Below are 16,998 nucleotides of genomic sequence, written 5' to 3'. Positions count from 1 at the left end.
TTATTGCGGATGTCGGTTGCCGGCAGGGTGAGCCAGCATGTGGCAATGACCGACATGATCGATGGTGTCGCGCGCGACCAAGCGAGCCAGCCTGCAAGGCTGGTCGTCGCGCTGGATGAACTGCGCGCGACCGACGTGCCGCTGGTGGGCGGCAAGAATGCATCGCTGGGCGAGATGCTGCACGAGCTGAAAAGCCAGGGCATCCGCGTGCCCGACGGTTTTGCGACGACGGCCGACGCCTATCGCTATCTCCTGTCCGCGGCGGACCTCGGCGGCCAGATTGCGGAGGCGATCGGGGCGATGCGCGGCGGGCGCGCCACGCTGGCCGATACGGGCGAAGCGATCCGGATGCATTTGCTGGAAGCGGACCTGCCGGGGCCGCTCGCCGATGCGATCGTCGGCGCCTATCGCGACCTGGGTCGCCGCCACGGGATCGCGCGGCCATCGGTGGCGGTGCGTTCAAGCGCGACGGCCGAGGACCTGCCCGATGCAAGCTTTGCCGGGCAGCAGGAGACATTCCTGAACGTGCGCGGCGAGCGGGCGCTGCTGGAGGCGTGCCGGCGCTGCTACGCCTCGTTGTTCACCAATCGCGCGATCAGTTATCGTGAGACCAAAGGCTTCGACCATCAGTCCGTCGCCTTGTCGATCGGCGTCCAGTTGATGGTGCGATCCGACCTTGCAGGATCGGGCGTGATGTTCACCCTCGACCCCGAGACCGGCTTTCCCAATGTGGCGGTGGTCAGCGCTGCCTGGGGACTTGGCGAAACGGTGGTGCAGGGGAGTGTCGATCCCGACATCTTCACCGTGTTCAAGCCGCTGGCGAACGATTCCCGTTTCGTCCCGATTGTCGAGCACAAGCTGGGCGCGAAGGCGCAGAAGATGATTTTCCACCAGGGCGGCAGCGCGCGCACCAAGACGGTGGATACATCGCGGACCGAGCGGGCGACCTTCGTCCTGAGCGATGCCGAGGTGCTGCAGCTGACCCGCTGGGCCGTGCTGATCGAGCAGCATTACGGCCGACCGATGGACATCGAATGGGCCAAGGATGGCGAGACCCAGGAACTGTTCATCGTCCAAGCTCGTCCGGAAACGGTGCAATCCGCGCGGCGGGGCGAGGTGGTGCGGACGTGGCATTTGAAGGAAAAGGGCCCTGTGCTGACCACCGGCGCGGCGGTCGGCGACATGATCTGTTCGGGCGAGGCGTGCATCATCCGCTCGCCCGCCGATATCGGATCGTTCCGCGACGGATCGATCCTGGTGGCGGAAACGACCGATCCCGACTGGGTGCCGATCATGCGCCGGGCGGCGGGGATCATCACCGATCATGGCGGGACCACAAGCCATGCGGCGATCGTCAGCCGCGAACTGGGCGTGCCGGCGGTGGTGGGCACCGGGGACGCCACCTCGCTGATCGCGGATGGCGCCGAGATCACGCTGTCGTGCGGCGAAGGCGACATCGGCAAGGTCTATGCCGGCGAGCTTGCCTATACGATCGACGAGATTGCCGTCGCCGACTTGCCGCACGTGCACACCGAACTGATGATCAACTCGGGTGACCCGGCGCAGGCATTCCGCTGGTGGCGGTTGCCGATCCAGGGCGTCGGCCTTGCGCGGATGGAGTTCATCGTCTCCACGTTGATCAAGGTGCATCCAATGGCGCTGATCCACCCGGATCAGGTGACCGACGAGAACGATCGCCGCGCCATTGACCGGCTGATCGCCGGGCATAGCAGCGGGGCGGATTTCTTCGTCGAAACGCTGGCGAGCGGGATCGCCAAGATCGCGGCGGGGCAGATGCCCAAGCCGGTGATCGTCAGGCTCAGCGACTTCAAGACCAACGAATATCGCCACTTGCTGGGCGGGGCGGCGTTCGAGCCGGTCGAGGCCAACCCGATGCTCGGGTTCCGCGGTGCATCGCGCTACGCCCATCCGCGCTACCGCGACGGGTTCGCGCTGGAATGCCGGGCGCTGCGGCGCGCGCGCGAGAAGCTGGGCATGACCAACATCATCGTCATGGTGCCGTTCTGCCGCACGATCATGGAAGCGGAGGCGGTGCTGGCGGAAATGTCCCGCCACGGGCTGGAGCGGTCCGACGGGGGGCTGCAAATCTACATGATGTGCGAAATACCGTCGAACGTCGTCCTGGCGGAGGAATTCAGCCAGCGGTTCGATGGCTTCTCGATCGGGAGCAATGATTTGACGCAGCTGGTGCTTGGCGCGGATCGAGATTCCGATCTGCTCTCCACCCTGTTCGATGAACGCGATCCCGCGGTGCTTCGCACGATCAGCGACTTCATCCGTCGCGCCCATGCCGCGGGCCGGAAGGTCGGCATCTGCGGCCAGGCGCCGAGCGACCATCCGGAATTCGCCGCCTTTCTGGTCGGCGAGAAGATCGATTCCATCTCGCTCAATCCGGATTCGTTCGTGCGGACCCTGGGGCATGTCGCGAAGGCGGAAGCGACCTTTGCCGGGGCATGATGGCAAAGGTCGTCACGCTTACGCTCAACCCCTCGCTTGACGTCAGCACCTCCACTCGGGAGGTCCGGCCGACCGACAAGCTGCGCTGTGCGGAGCCAGCCTATTACCCGGGGGGCGGCGGGATCAACGTCGCTAACCTGATCCACGCGCTGGGCGGCGACGTGCTGGCGGTGGTGACCGCCGGCGGCCCGTTTCGGGCCCGCTTCGAGGACCTGCTGCTGCGCACGGGTACGCCCTTCGCCTTCATTCCCATCGCCGGGGACACGCGCGCGAACCTGACCGTCGCCGAGGGGCAGAGCGGCAACGAATACCGCTTCGTCATGCCGGGCCCAGTGCTCAGCGCCGCGGAACAGCAAAGCTGCATCGACCGGGTGAAAGGGGTGCGGCCGCCGCCCGAGTTCGTGGTGATCAGCGGCAGCCCGCCGCCCGGGGTAGGACCGGAGCTGATCGAGCAGCTGGGGGAGTGGTGCAACATGGTGGCCGCGCGGCTGATCCTGGACCTGCCGGGCGATCATCTGCGCACCAGCGGCGCGCGCCGACCGTTTCTGATCAAGCCCAATCTGCGCGAGCTGGAACTGCTGGTCGGCCGCAAGCTGATTGGCGAGGCGGAGGAGGCGGCGGCAGCGGCGGCGCTGGTCGAGACGGGGTTTGCCGAGGTCGTGCTGGTATCGCTCGGGCCGCGCGGGGCGCTGCTGGTGAGCCGGGAGGGCGTCGAGCGGATCGTGGCGCCGGCGGTCAAGGTGCGCAGCGCCGTCGGCGCGGGCGATGCGATGGTTGGCGGCACGACATGGGGGCTGTCGCAGGGTTGCTCGCTGGGTGAGGCGGCCCGCTTCGGAGTCGCCGCCGGCTCCGCCACGCTCCTTACCAGTGGCACGCAGGTTGCGGCGCCAGAGGCGATATACGGCCTGTTCGAAGGGCTCCGGCCCGAGCGATCGGTGCTGGCGACGCGCTCACGGCCCGCCCGATCGTCGGTCGATCGGGACTCTACGTAATTCCTTTTCGCCGTACGGCCGTAAGATCGGATTCGGTTTTAGTTCAGAGGATCCGATGCGCAGCGACGTCGAATATGCCATCTTCCGCGCCCGTGCCGAACTGACGATGGTGCGTCGGGCACGCAGCACCGAGGCGCGCACCGCGCATCTGGAACTGGCGCGCCGCTATCTCGCGCGATGCCCCGGAGAGGGGCCTTCACGCGAGCTGCGCTGATCGGCTGCGCTGAATAAGGGCGAGCGGCGTCACGCTGTGCGTCGCCGGCTGCCCTTGCTGCTACCCTCGTGCTGTCGCTTTCCCGTGGTCGCTTGCTCCCGTCGGTTGACCGTTCCGGTTGCCGCCTCGGCTGGCTGCCCTCCTTTGCCGAGGCGGCAATTGCCATCTAGGCGATGCGTCGTCCCCGATGCACTACGTAAATCACCCTAAAGATGAACGGGTGGTGTGACCCCGCGGTTCGGGAATTTTTGCGCGCTGTGGGGGGGGGGAGAAAGATGCGAAGGTTGCGGCCGGTTAGCGAGCGGACGCGTGCTTTTTCTGCGACATCACGGCCGTCGACTTGCGCGATCATTTGGGTAACTTCGGCTGAGCCATCGCTGGCGGACTTTCATGCGTACCCTCCACACGAAGGGCACGCTGTGCTGCGGTGAAAAGCCTTGTCGATTGTTCGTTTACCATTGACGGTGCGAAGCTGTTTTAAGCACGACCGTCATTCACGCAGCGGCATCGTCCTCCTTCTGGTTCACGTCGCCGTCGTCCTTGCGAATGAAGCTGATCTTGCCCTGGGTTTCCAGGATCGCCCATGCGACATCCTTCATGCGCGCGATGCCGGCGAGGCGCATTTCCGCCTCGACCTCGCCACGCGTGATGCGGTCGCGGCGCAGGTTCGCCTCGATCAGCTCGCCGTCGCGGATGATCACCTGCGGCTGGCCATCGAGCAGCTTCTCCAGCCGCGGCGAGAGATAGGTCGCCCAGCTCATCACCAGCGCCCAGAAGGCAAAGGTCGCGATGGCGAGGATCGAGCCGGTGAGGCTGAAATCGTTGTGCGTCACCCCCTGCTGCACCAGATCGCCCATCACCACGATCACGACCAGTTCGAAGGGGGTGAGCTGGCCGATCTCACGTTTTCCCAGCAGGCGGAGCAGCAGGTATAGCGCGGCGAAGGTGATGCTCGCCCGAAAGACGATATCCATCAGGGCAGCACCGGGATGGAGAGAGCGACCGCGCTCAGCCGGGTGTCGCCGTCGAGCAGGGTGATGGTTCCGGCAAGCCGGCCGACGAGCGGCGGATTGGTCTGGCCGTCGATCTTGATCTCCAGCGTGTCGCCAGCCTTCAGCGCGGGATAGTCGAAGCGATATTGCCCGTCGGCGAAGCTTTCATCGCTGGGCGCCGGAATCTGGCTGTTGATCGTCAGGTCACGCCACAATGCGGCATCGATGCCGATCACCGGCTTGGCGATGTCCTGCCGCGCGACCACCCGGATATGCGTTTCGAAGAACAGGCCGCTGCGCAGCGGGCGGGCAACCTTGACCTCCATGACCGCTGCCGGCGCATTGATCGTGGTGACGGGCGCCGGCGCGCCGCCCAGCGCACCGGTCATCGCCGTCGCGACGATCGCACCCAGGATGATGAAGGCGAGGGGGCTGGCGTGGGCGCGCAGCCCGCTGACCGGTTCGGCATGGCTGGGATCAAGCCCGTCCGGAAAAGCCGCGTCATCCTGCCTGGCTGTCGCCATATCTGCTCCCTGCTGGCGCCCTCTGAGCGAGGCGCCCGGGGCATGAACACCCGGATCTGGCCGGCGGTTTCGTGCGGTGTCCCCGGGCTGACCTGCGCGCACCGCCAGCATCATCAGCGCGCCCGTGACGATCATGAGCCGCGACGCGCCGGCCATGCCGTAATCGGCAGATGGCGCGTGACATCCATTATGGTTGCAATCGTGCGACCGTGAGCGGCCAACGTGTTTAGACATGCCGGCAATGCCGCACGTGTTCGACCGGGCGAACAATGAGCGGAGACCTGAAGAAGAGGATTGTCCGTGGCCGTATTGCTGCACAAGATCGCCGACGTGGGCGCGACCGCACTCGGCGGCATTGCTGCCCCGGCATTACGCTTCATGGGAAAGCATCATAACCGGATGACGCGGTTCCAGGCGTTGCAGGATCGTGCCGGATTTCAGGTGCGGACCACGCATTACTACGAGCCGACATATGCGGAGCATGATCTCCCCGCAGACACGCAGAAGCCCCGTTTCCTGCCCGGCTTCGACATGAACGAGGGCGAACAGCTCGCGCTGCTGCGGTCGTTCCACTTTGCCGAGGAGCTGCGTGCGTTTCCGGACGCAAAGCCGCGCGAGGACGAATACGGATACGACAACCGCATGTATTCCTATGGCGATGCGGAGATCCTCTACAACATGATCCGCCTGAAGAAGCCGGCGCGGATCATCGAGATCGGATCGGGCCAGTCGACGCTCATGGCCCGCGCCGCCATCGCGGCGAACAGGCGGGACGACGAGGGCTATACGTGCGCCCACATCTGTATCGAGCCGTATGAGATGCCCTGGCTGGAGCGAACGGGCGTCGCGGTGGTCCGGGAGCGGGTGGAGGACCTGGATCTCGCCTTCTTCGATGCGCTCGACGCCAACGACATCCTGTTCATCGACAGCTCGCACGTCATCCGCCCCTGGGGCGACGTGCTGCGCGAATTCCACCAGATCGTGCCGAGCGTGAAGAGCGGCGTCATCGTGCATGTGCACGACATCTTCACGCCCTATGACTATCCGGAGACGTGGCTGCGCCAGGATCGCCGGCTGTGGAACGAGCAGTATCTGATGGAATCGTTCCTCTGCTACAATTCCCAGTTCAAGGTCATCTGCGCGAACCATTGGCTGAAGCAGGAACGGTTCGATAAATTCGTCGCTGCCTGTCCGATGACGGCGGAGCATCCTGATGCGAAGCCGGGCGGATTCTGGTTTCAGCGTATCTGACGCGCGATCGGCGATGGGGGCGCGCGCTCATTCGCCGGCCCTGACTGCGGCAGCCTGGAGGCGCGTCATCTAGCGGTCGCCCGTCACTCCAGCCGTATCAGATCTGCGGGGTACGGAGCGCCAAGAGGTGGCGGCTAGCAAGTCCGACAGAAGATAGTGGTTCCGTCATTTATCCACATCTGGTGTTGAGGCTGCGCACGGATCACCAGATATTGCATTTTAGTTATTGGCGACTCACCCAAATCACCTTAGCTGTTCAGTGATTGTTCCTGAAACGACGAAACCCCGGCGCGTTGCAGGCACCGGGGCTCTGATCGGGGGCAACTCTCGCGTACCCCAGTCCGGCGCGCGAGAGCGGGTTCATCCCCGGTGATGACGGAAACGTCTACACGTCGGGATGGCTCCGTCAAGCCGGTCGTTTGCCATTATGGAGGATCCCTTGGCAAACATCCCTGCGCGGCCGCGACGCCGCACTCGCTACCCGCTGTCCGATGCGGCTATCTCTGACATTTGGATGCGCCTGCGTGCGGGCGACATGCAACATGACATTGCCGCCGACTACGGCGTTAATCCCGGCCGTGTGTCCGAGATCAACACCGGATTGCGTGGCAATCACGTAACTGGATTGCCACCGCGGTAAGCGGAAGACCGGAACGGGGGAGTCGCCGGCCGACCGGCGGCTTCCCTTCCCGCTGCCTTTGTGGCCTAGATAGAACCGGCCCAACTCTTGTGAATTCATCAGGCGCGCCGGCAGAGCCGTCTGCTGGACGCGCCGCGGCACCCTAGATCGCGCGGAACGTCTCGCCGGTGTTGTCCGCGGCCTACTGCGTCGACCTGGTGGCGGCGAAGTGGAATGCTACCGCCATATTTAGCAAACCGTTGATTACCAGCGCGTGGAAGATCGCCTCAAACAGCGTCGCGTCCCAAAGCGCTGCAGGAAACGCGACAGCCGCAGGATACGACTCCTTAAGATCATGGCGCGCCCGGCAGGAATCGAACCTGCGGCCCCAAGCTTAGAAGGCTCGTGCTCTATCCAACTGAGCTACGGGCGCGCACGCGATGTGCGTTAGCGTGGATTGCCGACGCGGGAAACCGTTGCCATGATCTTTCAATGGACGAGGCAACGCCGCATCGCGTGGCAGCATCTGCGCTGCACGGCAAGAACCTGCGCTATTATGACTTTGTCATGGCGGCGTTCGTCGCCATCCTGTTGCTGTCCAATGTGCTAGGCGCGGGCAAGGTGGCGCAGATCTGGCTGCCCGGCGTCGGCTATTGGCCGTTCGGCGCGGGCATTTTGTTCTTTCCGGTCAGCTATGTGATCGGCGACGTGCTGACCGAAGTCTATGGCTATGCCCGCGCGCGGCGCGTGATCTGGGCGGGGTTCGCGGCGACGATCTTCATGGCGGTCATGGCCTGGGTGGTGGTCGAGCTGCCGCCGGCGCCCGACTGGACCAACCAGGCGGCTTATGAGGCGGTGTTCGGGCAGGTGCCGCGGATCGTGGTCGCCAGCATGTGCGCCTTCTGGGCGGGCGAGTTCGTCAATTCCTACGTGCTGGCGCGGATGAAGGTGGCGACCGGCGGCAAGCATCTGTGGATGCGAACGATCGGATCGACGGTGGCGGGGCAGGGGGTCGACAGCCTGATCTTCTACCCCATGGCCTTCTGGGGCGCGGAGGGGTGGACGACGCAGCTCGTCCTGACGGTGCTCGTCACCCAATGGGTGCTGAAAGTGTCGTGGGAGGCGCTGCTGACGCCAGTGACCTATGTGGTGGTCGGCTGGTTGAAGCGCGCGGAGGGCGTGGACGTCTATGATGACGGGACCGACTTCACGCCCTTTGGCGCGCGGGTCTGATTCCGTGCTGGAGGGGCGGCGGCATGGCGCACCGCCCCGTCCGGCTTCAGCCGATCTTTTCGAGCAGGCCTTCGAACAGGCGGCGGCCGTCGAGCCCGCCATGCGCGCTTTCCACGCGACGCTCGGGGTGCGGCATCATGCCCAGCACGTTGCCGGCATCGTTGAGGATCCCGGCGATCCGCCGCGCGGAGCCGTTCACATCCTCGGCATAGCGGAACGCGACGCGGCCTTCGCCTTCGAGCCGGTCGAGCGTCTCCTGGTCGGCGACATAATTGCCGTCATGATGCGCCACGGGGACGGTGATCGTCTCCCCGGCGGCATAGCGGCTGGTGAAGGCGCTCTGGCTGTTGTCGACAGTGAGCGCGACATCGCGGCAAACGAAGTTCAGCCCGGCGTTGCGCATCAGCGCGCCCGGCAGCAGGCCCGCCTCGGTCAGCACCTGGAAGCCATTGCACACGCCAAAGACGGGAAGCCCGCCGGCGGCCTTGTCCGCCACGGCGCGCATGATCGGGGATCGCGCCGCCATCGCGCCGGAGCGCAGATAGTCGCCGTAGGAGAAGCCGCCCGGCACGGCCAGGAGGGACAGGCCCTCCGGCAGCTCCGTTTCGCGGTGCCAGACCATGATCGGCGACGTGCCGGTGACGCTTTCGAGCGCCACGGCGATGTCGCGATCGCAGTTCGACCCCGGAAAGACGACGACCGCCGTCTTCATGCGCGCTCCACCCGGTAATTCTCGATCACCGTATTGGCGAGCAGCTGGCGGCACATCGCGTCGACCTGCGCGTCATCGACCGTGTCGGCGACGTCGAGCTCGATCAGCTTGCCCACGCGGGCGCCCTCGACACCGGCGAAGCCGAGGCCCGACAGTGCGTGTTCGATGGCCTTGCCCTGCGGGTCGAGCACGCCGGGCTTGAGCGTTACGTAGATGCGAAGCTTCATGCCGTGGCCCGCTATTCGATGCGGTCGCGGATCGCAACCGTTGCTGGTGTCCAGCCGAGGCTTACTTGCCCCGGCGCTCGCGATGCTCGGCCATGTCGAGGATCGCCGTTTCGCCACCTTCGGGCAGCAGGCCAAGCCGGCGGGCGACCTCCTGATAGGCCTCGACCTCACCGCCGAGGTCGCGGCGGAACCGGTCCTTGTCCAGCTTCTCGTTGGTGGTCATGTCCCACAGGCGGCAGCCGTCGGGGCTGATCTCGTCCGCAAGGATGATGCGGCTGTAGTCATTGTCCCACACGCGGCCGAACTCGAGCTTGAAGTCGACCAGGCGGATGCCGACGGCGCCGAACAGGCCCGAGAGGAAATCGTTCACGCGGATCGCCAGGTCGGCGATGTCGTGCATCTCTTCCTGGCTGGCCCAGCCGAACGCCGCGATATGTTCGTCGGAGATCATCGGATCGCCGAGCGCATCGTCCTTGTAGCAATATTCGAGGATCGTGCGGGGCAGCTGGGTGCCTTCCTCGATCCCGAGCCGCTTGCTGAGCGAGCCGGCGGCGACGTTGCGCACGATCACCTCGATCGGCACGATCTCCACCTGGCGGATCAACTGCTCGCGCATGTTGAGGCGGCGGATGAAGTGGGTCGGCACGCCGATGTTGCCGAGCAGGGTGAAGATGTGCTCCGAAATCCGGTTGTTCAGCACACCCTTGCCGTTGATCGTGCCCTTCTTCTGGGCATTGAAGGCCGTGGCATCGTCCTTGAAATACTGAATCAAGGTGCCGGGTTCGGGACCCTCGTACAGGATCTTCGCCTTGCCTTCGTAAATCTGCCGGCGCCGCGCCATCGCATCACCCCTGAAATGGACAGCCCCGGCGACGCGACGGAAGCGGCGCGGCCGGGGCGGGAATGGCGAGGCCTATACGGGAAGGGGCGTGCGCACGCAATCGGATGCGGATTACCGCGTAGCGCGCCCTCAGTCGCGCATTCCCAGAGCGGTGCGGATCGCCGTGCGGGTTGCCGCCCAGGCTGCGGTATCAGGCGTGACCAGCTCGACATGTCCCGTTTCAGGCACGGTGACGAGCGCGACTCGATCGCCGGCAGCGGTGGCGCGCGCGACATAGTCGGTCGCCATCCGGTACGGGATGATGCGATCCTCGCGCCCGTTGATCAGCGTCTGCGCAACGCCGAGCGGGAAGAGGCGGGGGACGGAGGTGTCGGCATATGGATCCGCCCGATCGCTGCCGACCAGCCGCTCCACCACCTTCGTGCCGCAGCCATTGTCGGGGCTGGCGGCGGTCGCCTCCAGGTCGGGGAGCCCGCCGAGGCTGATGACATGGCGGATCGGCAGCGGTTTGGCGGTGTGCAGCGGGCTCGTCGCCGGCAGCCGAGCGCGGCCAGCGAGCCACAGGGCCAGGTGGCCGCCGGCGGAATGGCCCACGGCGACGACGCGCGAGGGGTCGAGCCGGAAGCGTGCCGCCTCCGTCAACAGACGGTCGGCCGCCGCCGCCGCGTCGGCGAAGGTGCCGGGATAGCCACCGCCGGAGCGGTCAACGCCGCGATAATCGATGTTCCACACCGCAATGCCCGAGTCGCGCAGGTCGCCGGCGGCCCAATCCATCAGCGTGCGATCGGCGATCGAGGTCTGCCAGCATCCGCCATGGACCATCAGGACGACGGGATGCGGGCCGGGCCCGGCGGGCACCCACACGTCCACCTTCTGCATGTGGTCCGCACCATAAGCGACCGTGGCGTCCGCCGCCGGGCGGGGGCGACTGGTCAGGTCGTCCCAGGTGAGCGGCTTGAAGGACGCGGCTTCTTGCGCGGCGGTTTTCTGATCGGTCTGGGGCGGCATGGCGTGCGCGGACCATGGCGCAGCCAGCAGGGCGCAGGCAAGCGGCAGGGCGACCCGGAATGTGCGGCGGTTGGCACGGCGTGGCGCGATTGGGGAGGCGGGCATGGCCGCTATCTGTGGCACGGCACGCAGGAGCCGCATAGATCGGTGTGCGGAACGGTTGTGGAACATGGCCGACGCCTGCTAGCACGCCCGCCATGCCGAATGATGCGACCGTGCTGCCCCCCGACAATCCGCCCGTGGGCGTGTTCGACGCGCCGTTCGATTCCGCGCTGTCCGAACGCTATCTCGTCTATGCGCTGTCGACGATCACCGCGCGATCGCTGCCGGATGTTCGCGACGGGCTGAAGCCGGTTCATCGGCGCCTGTTGTGGGCGATGCGGCTGCTGCGGCTCGACCCGACGCAAGGGTATAAGAAATGCGCGCGCGTCGTCGGTGACGTGATCGGTAAATACCATCCGCATGGTGACCAGTCGGTCTATGACGCGATGGTGCGGCTCGCGCAGGATTTCGCGCTGCGATATCCGCTGGTCGACGGGCAGGGCAATTTCGGCAACATCGATGGCGATAATGCCGCGGCCTATCGTTATACCGAGGCGCGGCTGACCCAGGTCGCGATCGACCTGATGGACGGGCTGGACGAGGACGCCGTTTCCTTCCGCCCGACCTATAATGGCGAGGAGCAGGAGCCCGAGCTGTTCCCCGGGCTGTTCCCCAATCTGCTGGCGAACGGGGCGAGTGGCATTGCGGTCGGCATGGCGACGTCGATCCCGCCGCACAATGCTGCCGAGCTGCTCGACGCCGCCATCGCGCTCATCGACGATCCCGCGGCCGATCCGCTGGCGTTCGTCCACGGGCCGGATTTCCCCACCGGCGGCTTGCTGGTCGATCCGCCGGCGATCATCCGCGAGGCCTATGCCACGGGCCGCGGCGCATTCCGCGTGCGGTGTCGCTGGAGCGTGGAAAAGGAAAAGGGCGGCGGCTGGCAGATCGTGGTCAGCGAGATCCCCTATGGCGTTCAAAAGGGCAAGCTGATCGAGCAGATCGCCGGCCTGGTGAACGACAAGAAGCTGCCGATCCTGGCCGATGTGCGCGACGAATCCGACGCGGAGATCCGGCTGGTGCTGGAACCGCGCAGCCGCACGGTCGATCCGCAGGTGCTGATGGACGGGCTCTACCGCCTGTCCGATCTCGAAACGCGCGTGCCGCTGAACCTCAACGTGCTCGACGCGCGGCGCACCCCGCGGGTGATGAGCCTGGCCGAGGCGCTCGCCGCCTGGGTGGAGCATCAGTTCATTGTGCTGCGTCGCCGTACTGAGCACCGGCTGGGCAAGATCGCCGACCGGCTGGAGCTCGTGAAGGGCTATATTACCGCCTTCCTCAACCTCGACCGGGTGATCGAGATCATCCGCACCGAGGATGAGCCCAAGGCCGTGATGATCGCCGAGTTCGACCTCACTGACCGGCAGGCCGAGGCGATCCTCAACATGCGGCTGCGCAGCTTGCGCAAGCTGGAGGAGATGGAGCTGAAGCGCGAGCAGGCCGCGCTGGAGAAGGAACAGGCGAGCCTGCAGTTGCTGCTCGGCTCCGACCAGCGGCAGCGCACGCGGATGAAGAAGGATCTGGCGACGATCCGTGACCGCTATGGTCCGGAGACGGCGCTGGGCAAGCGGCGCACCACGCTGGAGGAAGCCGCCCCGGCGCGCGAGATCCCGCTGGAGGCGATGATCGAGCGCGAGCCGATCACCGTGATCCTGTCGCAGCGCGGCTGGATCCGCGCGATGAAGGGGCATGTCGAGCTGGCCTCGGCCGAGACGCTGAAGTTCAAGGAGGGCGACGGCCCCGCCTTCGCCTTCCACGCGCAGACGACGGACAAGCTGCTGCTGGCGGCGGAGAACGGGCGCTTCTACACGCTGGCGGCGGACAGGCTTCCCGGCGGGCGTGGCTTTGGCGAGCCGGTGCGCGCGACGATCGACCTCGATGGCGGGATCGGCATCGTGCGGCTTCTGAAGGCGGAGCGCGACGGCAAGCTGCTGGTCGCGGCGAGCGACGGGCGGGGCTTCGTGGTGCCGGTCAACGACGTGATCGCCGAAACGCGCAAGGGCAAGACGGTGGTGACGCCGCGCCCGGGCGCACGGCTGTCGGTGGTGCGCCCGGTCGGCAAGGACGACGATTATGTCGCGGCGATCGGCGACAATCGCAAGCTGGTGGTGTTCCCGTTGAGCGAGTTGCCGGAAATGACGCGGGGGCAGGGCGCGCAGTTGCAACGCTATCGCGATGGCGGGCTGAGCGACGCGATCACCTTCCGCTATGCCGATGGGATCAGCTGGGCGATGGGTGGCGAGACCGGGCGTACACGCACGGAGAGCGACGTGTCGCCATGGCGTGCCGCACGTGGTGCGGCGGGGCGGATGCCGCCCACCGGCTTCCCGCGCGACAACCGCTTCACCTGAAATCTTCTCCGATTTAGCGAAACTTAACGCGCGCAGGGGTAGCGAGAGGACAATGCCCTTCCCTGCCGTCCTTACTACGCCTCGCGAGCCTCAACAGAGCGCGCCAGGGCGAACCGCGGCCGAGGGGGCGCTGGAGCTGCTGCCGATCGCGGCGGTGGTGGTGCGGCTGGAGGGCCGCCGGCTCACCTTCCAGCTGCCCAATGCGATGTTTCGCCGCCTGGAACTGGGCACGGCGGAATCGCGCAAGTTCGCCGAGCCGCTGACCGAATTGAGCGGGCGGATCATCGATTTCCTGTCGGGCGCCGAGGTGCGCGAGCGCCTGTCGCTGACATTGGGCAGTTGCGTGGAACAGCGCCGTTTCGATGTCACGCTGGCGCGGATCGGCGGGGAAGGGGCGCCGCACTGCCTGCTGACCTTGCTCGACCAGACGGCCGAGATGCGCACCGAGACGAGCCTGCGGCGCGAAATGACCACCGACAGCCTGACGGGGTTGCCGAACCGCGAAGGCTTTGGCGATCGGCTGGAGGAACGGCTGACGGCAGGTGCGACGGATTGTGCGGTTCTGGTCATCGACCTCGATCGCTTCGGCCGGATCAACAGTTGTCTTGGCAGCATGGCCGGCGACGAATTGCTGATGACGGCGGCGCGGCGGATCAAGGGCGCATTGCGCGCGACGGACGTGCTCGGCCGGATCGGCGGCGATGAATTTGGCGTCCTGCTGACCCTGGACGAGGGGCGCGATGAAGCCGAACATGCGGTTCGTCGGATCCGCGACGTGCTCGCCACGCCGTTTAGGCTCAGCGATTTCGAGATCCGCATCACCTGCGCGATCGGCATGGCATTCGCCGACAACCCCGCGCAGGATGCCGAGGATGTGATCCGCCATGCCCAGTTTGCCGTGCGCAAGTCGAAGGAGACGGGCAAGGCCGAGGCATACGAGACCCGGGCGCTCGACCGGGCCCGCGCACAATTCGCGATGGAAACCGCGCTCCGGCGGGCGATCGATGCCGAGCAGCTGGCGCTTCACTATCAACCGGTCTGTGACCTTGCGACCGGCAAGATCGTCGCGTTCGAGGCGCTGGCACGCTGGACGACCGAGGATGGCAAAATCATCTCACCGGCCGATTTCATCTCGGTCGCGGAGGAAACCGGGCTGATCGTGCCGATCGGCCGCTGGGCGATCGATGGCGCGCTGCGCACCCTGGCCGAATGGGACGCGCTGGCGGGTGGATCGTGCGACGTGCAGATGGCGGTCAATATCTCGCCGATCCAGTTGCAGCGCGATCACCTGCCGCCGGTGGTGGAGGCGGCGCTGGCGCGTCACGGCCTCGCCGGTGGACGCCTGAAGCTGGAACTGACCGAAAGCGCGCTGATCGCGGATCCCGATCGCAACGCCGCCATGCTGCGCGCGCTGAAGGATACCGGTGCCTCGATCGCGATGGACGATTTCGGTACCGGCTATTCGAACCTCGCCTATCTTCAGCGCCTGCCGATCGACATACTGAAGATCGATCGCAGCTTCGTCACCGACATGATGGCGGATCGCGACAAGATCGCGATCGTGCGCGCGATCCTGAGCCTCGCTGCGACGCTCAACATGGACACGATCGCCGAGGGGATCGAAAGCCGCGACGTCAGCCAGACGCTCGCCGCGCTGGGCTGCACCTTTGGGCAGGGCTATGCCTTTTCGCCGCCGCTGCCGGCGGACGACGCCTATCAGCTGCTGCTTCGCTGCAACAGCTGATCGAGCACTTCCTGCGCAATCGCCTCGGCGCGGTCTGCGTCGGGAAACCCTTCTGCGATCCACTGTTCCTCGATCTGGCGAAGCGCGCGCGCGACGTCCGGGCCTTTGGCGATCCCGCGCGCGACCAGTGACCCGCCGGAGACGGGAAGGCGCGGGGGCGTCCACCCGGTGAGCGCGTCGACCGGCGCGCCCGCGAGCAGCAGGCGATCGATCGCGCCGGTGCAGCCGATGCGATAGGCCAGCGGGCGGGGCCCTTCGTCGCCGATGGGACCAACAGCAATCTCCAGCCGCTTCCGGTCCGCGTTGGACAGCCGCAGCCGTGCGCCCACCCCCTCAGCCGCGGCGGGCGCGATCAGCGCGGCGAGGCGCCGGATCGGATCAGGGGGGATGCCCGCCGCCGCCTCCCGCTCGGCCAATGCGGCGAGCGCGGCGGTATCCTCGATCTCCGGCAGCACCGGGCGGAAGATGCCCCGCTCGACCATCAGGGCGACGACCGGCACGGCGCGCGGCGCGACGAGCAGCTTCAGCAGCTCCGCCGCGATCCGCTCACGCGACAAGGCCATGAGGTCGTTGGCGCGCGCAGTGCAGGCGTCGAGCCCGTCCTCGTCGATGACCCGCCCGAACCGCGCGTGGAAGCGGAAGAAGCGCAGGATGCGCAGATGGTCCTCGGCGATCCGGCGATAGGGATCACCGATGAAGCGGATCCGCCCCTCGCGCAGATCCTCCAGCCCGCCGAACCAGTCGAACACAATGCCGTCGACCGGATCGGCGAACAGCGCGTTCATGGTGAAATCGCGCCGTGCGGCATCCTCCTGCCAGTCGCCGGTGAAGGCGACGGTGGCATGGCGGCCGTCGGTGGTGAGGTCGCGGCGCAGCGTCGTCACCTCGACCACGGTGCCCGATGACACGGCAGTGATCGTGCCATGGGCGAGGCCGGTCGGCACCGCCTTGATCCCGGCGCGCTCCAGCCGGGTGATCACGTCCTGCGGTGCGAAGCGCGTCGCGACGTCAATGTCGGACACCGGCAGGCCGAGCAGCGTGTCGCGCACCGCGCCGCCCACGAACCGCGCGTTGCCGCCTGCTGCATCCAGCGCCGTCACCAGTTCGTGCAGTCCCGCCCGATCACGCCAGCCACCGGCGGGCAGCGTCACAGGCTCCATTGCAGCCGACGCCCCAGGTTCACGATCATGGCCGCGGTTGCGCCCCATATGCGATGATTGTTCCACATGATCTCGTAATAGCGTCGCTCCTGCCCCTGCCAGTGCGATCGCGCCTCCACGTGATTGGCCGTGTCGAGCAGGAAGTCGAGCGGCACTTCGAACACCCGCGCCACTTCCGCCTCCGACGGATGGAGGTCAATGTCGGGCGGAACGACCCCAACGACCGGCGTGACGGTATAGCCGGTGACGGTGCGATAGCGATCGGCCTCGCCGACGATCCTGACCGCTGACGGGGCGAGGGCGATTTCCTCCTCCGCTTCGCGCAGCGCGGCCGCAACCGCATCCTCGCCGGGGTCGAGCCGGCCGCCGGGAAAGGCAACCTGCCCGGCGTGCTGCCGCAGCGTGTCGGTGCGCTGCGTCAGGATCACACCCGGACGCGCGCGATCGGTTACCGGCACCAGCACAGCTGCGGGCTTCATGCTGCCCTCCGCGATCCGGGCGAGGTCGCCATGGTCGCCGGCGAGCGTGATGGTCTGCTGCGCCATCCCTT

The 16,998-nt window shown here is 66.5% G+C and carries 15 protein-coding genes and 1 tRNA gene; 7 read left to right on the top strand and 9 right to left on the bottom strand.

Annotated elements, in window-relative coordinates:
* Positions 1–54: 54 nt before the first annotated feature.
* The 3 genes from ppsA to XM50_RS20180 are packed head-to-tail and all read left to right on the top strand — an operon-like array spanning position 55 to position 3,684.
* Complete coding sequence (ppsA, locus tag XM50_RS15345) at positions 55–2,478, top strand: phosphoenolpyruvate synthase (protein ID WP_046411767.1); 2,424 nt, start codon at positions 55–57, stop codon at positions 2,476–2,478.
* Positions 2,478–3,470, top strand: a complete 993-nt coding sequence (locus tag XM50_RS15340) for a 1-phosphofructokinase family hexose kinase (protein WP_052742598.1) — start codon at positions 2,478–2,480, stop codon at positions 3,468–3,470. The genes ppsA and XM50_RS15340 overlap by 1 nt, the downstream gene beginning before the upstream one ends.
* A gap of 55 nt (positions 3,471–3,525) precedes the next feature.
* Positions 3,526–3,684: a hypothetical protein gene (locus XM50_RS20180; RefSeq protein ID WP_156167275.1), complete on the top strand. Its 159-nt coding sequence runs from the start codon at positions 3,526–3,528 to the stop codon at positions 3,682–3,684.
* Positions 3,685–4,178: 494 nt separating this feature from the next.
* Here the strand turns inward: XM50_RS20180 and XM50_RS15335 are convergent, their stop codons facing one another.
* The gene (locus XM50_RS15335; protein WP_046410699.1) at positions 4,179–4,658 is read right to left on the bottom strand and encodes a DUF421 domain-containing protein; all 480 of its coding nucleotides are present in this window, start codon (positions 4,656–4,658) and stop codon (positions 4,179–4,181) included.
* A complete protein-coding gene (locus XM50_RS15330; RefSeq protein ID WP_136451228.1) occupies positions 4,658–5,200 on the bottom strand; it encodes a hypothetical protein in 543 nt (180 codons plus the stop codon). Before XM50_RS15330 ends, XM50_RS15335 begins: the two co-directional genes overlap by 1 nt.
* Positions 5,201–5,500: 300 nt before the next feature.
* On the opposite strand from XM50_RS15330, the gene XM50_RS15325 reads away from it, so the two are divergent.
* Positions 5,501–6,451: a class I SAM-dependent methyltransferase gene (locus XM50_RS15325; protein WP_156167274.1), complete on the top strand. Its 951-nt coding sequence runs from the start codon at positions 5,501–5,503 to the stop codon at positions 6,449–6,451.
* Positions 6,452–7,426: 975 nt separating this feature from the next.
* Here the strand turns inward: XM50_RS15325 and XM50_RS15320 are convergent.
* Positions 7,427–7,503, bottom strand: a tRNA-Arg gene (locus tag XM50_RS15320).
* A gap of 59 nt (positions 7,504–7,562) precedes the next feature.
* Between XM50_RS15320 and XM50_RS15315 the strand changes: the two genes are divergently transcribed.
* Positions 7,563–8,303, top strand: coding sequence for a queuosine precursor transporter (locus XM50_RS15315; protein ID WP_046410693.1), 741 nt, complete (start codon positions 7,563–7,565; stop codon positions 8,301–8,303).
* A gap of 46 nt (positions 8,304–8,349) precedes the next feature.
* Here XM50_RS15315 and purQ read toward each other — a convergent pair whose 3' ends face one another.
* The 4 genes from purQ to XM50_RS15295 form a co-directional block, all read right to left on the bottom strand.
* The gene (purQ, locus tag XM50_RS15310) at positions 8,350–9,015 is read right to left on the bottom strand and encodes a phosphoribosylformylglycinamidine synthase subunit PurQ (RefSeq protein WP_046410692.1); all 666 of its coding nucleotides are present in this window, start codon (positions 9,013–9,015) and stop codon (positions 8,350–8,352) included.
* Entirely contained in the window at positions 9,012–9,242 is a 231-nt protein-coding gene (gene purS / locus XM50_RS15305; RefSeq protein ID WP_046410691.1) for a phosphoribosylformylglycinamidine synthase subunit PurS, read from the bottom strand. The genes purQ and purS overlap by 4 nt, the downstream gene beginning before the upstream one ends.
* Before the next feature lie 61 nt (positions 9,243–9,303).
* Positions 9,304–10,083 (bottom strand): phosphoribosylaminoimidazolesuccinocarboxamide synthase, encoded by a 780-nt coding sequence (purC, locus tag XM50_RS15300; RefSeq protein WP_046410689.1) that lies wholly within the window; start codon positions 10,081–10,083, stop codon positions 9,304–9,306.
* A 129-nt stretch (positions 10,084–10,212) separates the two neighbouring features.
* Positions 10,213–11,196 carry an alpha/beta hydrolase family protein gene (locus XM50_RS15295; protein WP_231621997.1) on the bottom strand — a complete coding sequence of 328 codons (984 nt, stop codon included), beginning with the start codon at positions 11,194–11,196 and terminating at the stop codon, positions 10,213–10,215.
* A gap of 92 nt (positions 11,197–11,288) precedes the next feature.
* On the opposite strand from XM50_RS15295, the gene parC reads away from it, so the two are divergent.
* Positions 11,289–13,544 carry a DNA topoisomerase IV subunit A gene (parC, locus tag XM50_RS15290; protein WP_046410688.1) on the top strand — a complete coding sequence of 752 codons (2,256 nt, stop codon included), beginning with the start codon at positions 11,289–11,291 and terminating at the stop codon, positions 13,542–13,544.
* 52 nt (positions 13,545–13,596) lie between these two features.
* Entirely contained in the window at positions 13,597–15,288 is a 1,692-nt protein-coding gene (locus XM50_RS15285; RefSeq protein ID WP_082103118.1) for a putative bifunctional diguanylate cyclase/phosphodiesterase, read from the top strand.
* Here the strand turns inward: XM50_RS15285 and XM50_RS15280 are convergent.
* Both XM50_RS15280 and XM50_RS15275 read right to left on the bottom strand, forming a co-directional pair.
* Positions 15,261–16,448, bottom strand: a complete 1,188-nt coding sequence (locus XM50_RS15280) for a CCA tRNA nucleotidyltransferase (protein ID WP_046410686.1) — start codon at positions 16,446–16,448, stop codon at positions 15,261–15,263. The two genes, XM50_RS15285 and XM50_RS15280, sit on opposite strands and share 28 nt — an antisense overlap.
* Entirely contained in the window at positions 16,436–16,993 is a 558-nt protein-coding gene (locus XM50_RS15275; protein WP_046411759.1) for a CoA pyrophosphatase, read from the bottom strand. The genes XM50_RS15280 and XM50_RS15275 overlap by 13 nt, the downstream gene beginning before the upstream one ends.
* Positions 16,994–16,998: the final 5 nt, after the last annotated feature.

Source organism: Sphingomonas sp. Ag1 (assembly GCF_000980895.1).
In the GTDB taxonomy this organism is placed as follows: domain Bacteria; phylum Pseudomonadota; class Alphaproteobacteria; order Sphingomonadales; family Sphingomonadaceae; genus Sphingomonas; species Sphingomonas panaciterrae.
This window is presented reverse-complemented; position numbering and strand designations above follow the sequence as displayed.

Coding starts and splice junctions, on each gene's coding strand:
- XM50_RS15275 (WP_046411759.1), bottom strand. CDS start 16,993: ATGGCGCAGCAGACCATCACGCTCGCCGGCGACCATGGCGACCTCGCC.
- XM50_RS15335 (WP_046410699.1), bottom strand. CDS start 4,658: ATGGATATCGTCTTTCGGGCGAGCATCACCTTCGCCGCGCTATACCTG.
- ppsA (WP_046411767.1), top strand. CDS start 55: ATGATCGATGGTGTCGCGCGCGACCAAGCGAGCCAGCCTGCAAGGCTG.
- XM50_RS15330 (WP_136451228.1), bottom strand. CDS start 5,200: ATGGCGACAGCCAGGCAGGATGACGCGGCTTTTCCGGACGGGCTTGAT.
- XM50_RS20180 (WP_156167275.1), top strand. CDS start 3,526: ATGCGCAGCGACGTCGAATATGCCATCTTCCGCGCCCGTGCCGAACTG.
- XM50_RS15295 (WP_231621997.1), bottom strand. CDS start 11,196: ATGCCCGCCTCCCCAATCGCGCCACGCCGTGCCAACCGCCGCACATTC.
- XM50_RS15280 (WP_046410686.1), bottom strand. CDS start 16,448: ATGGAGCCTGTGACGCTGCCCGCCGGTGGCTGGCGTGATCGGGCGGGA.
- purC (WP_046410689.1), bottom strand. CDS start 10,083: ATGGCGCGGCGCCGGCAGATTTACGAAGGCAAGGCGAAGATCCTGTAC.
- XM50_RS15340 (WP_052742598.1), top strand. CDS start 2,478: ATGGCAAAGGTCGTCACGCTTACGCTCAACCCCTCGCTTGACGTCAGC.
- parC (WP_046410688.1), top strand. CDS start 11,289: ATGCCGAATGATGCGACCGTGCTGCCCCCCGACAATCCGCCCGTGGGC.
- XM50_RS15315 (WP_046410693.1), top strand. CDS start 7,563: ATGGACGAGGCAACGCCGCATCGCGTGGCAGCATCTGCGCTGCACGGC.
- purQ (WP_046410692.1), bottom strand. CDS start 9,015: ATGAAGACGGCGGTCGTCGTCTTTCCGGGGTCGAACTGCGATCGCGAC.
- XM50_RS15285 (WP_082103118.1), top strand. CDS start 13,597: ATGCCCTTCCCTGCCGTCCTTACTACGCCTCGCGAGCCTCAACAGAGC.
- purS (WP_046410691.1), bottom strand. CDS start 9,242: ATGAAGCTTCGCATCTACGTAACGCTCAAGCCCGGCGTGCTCGACCCG.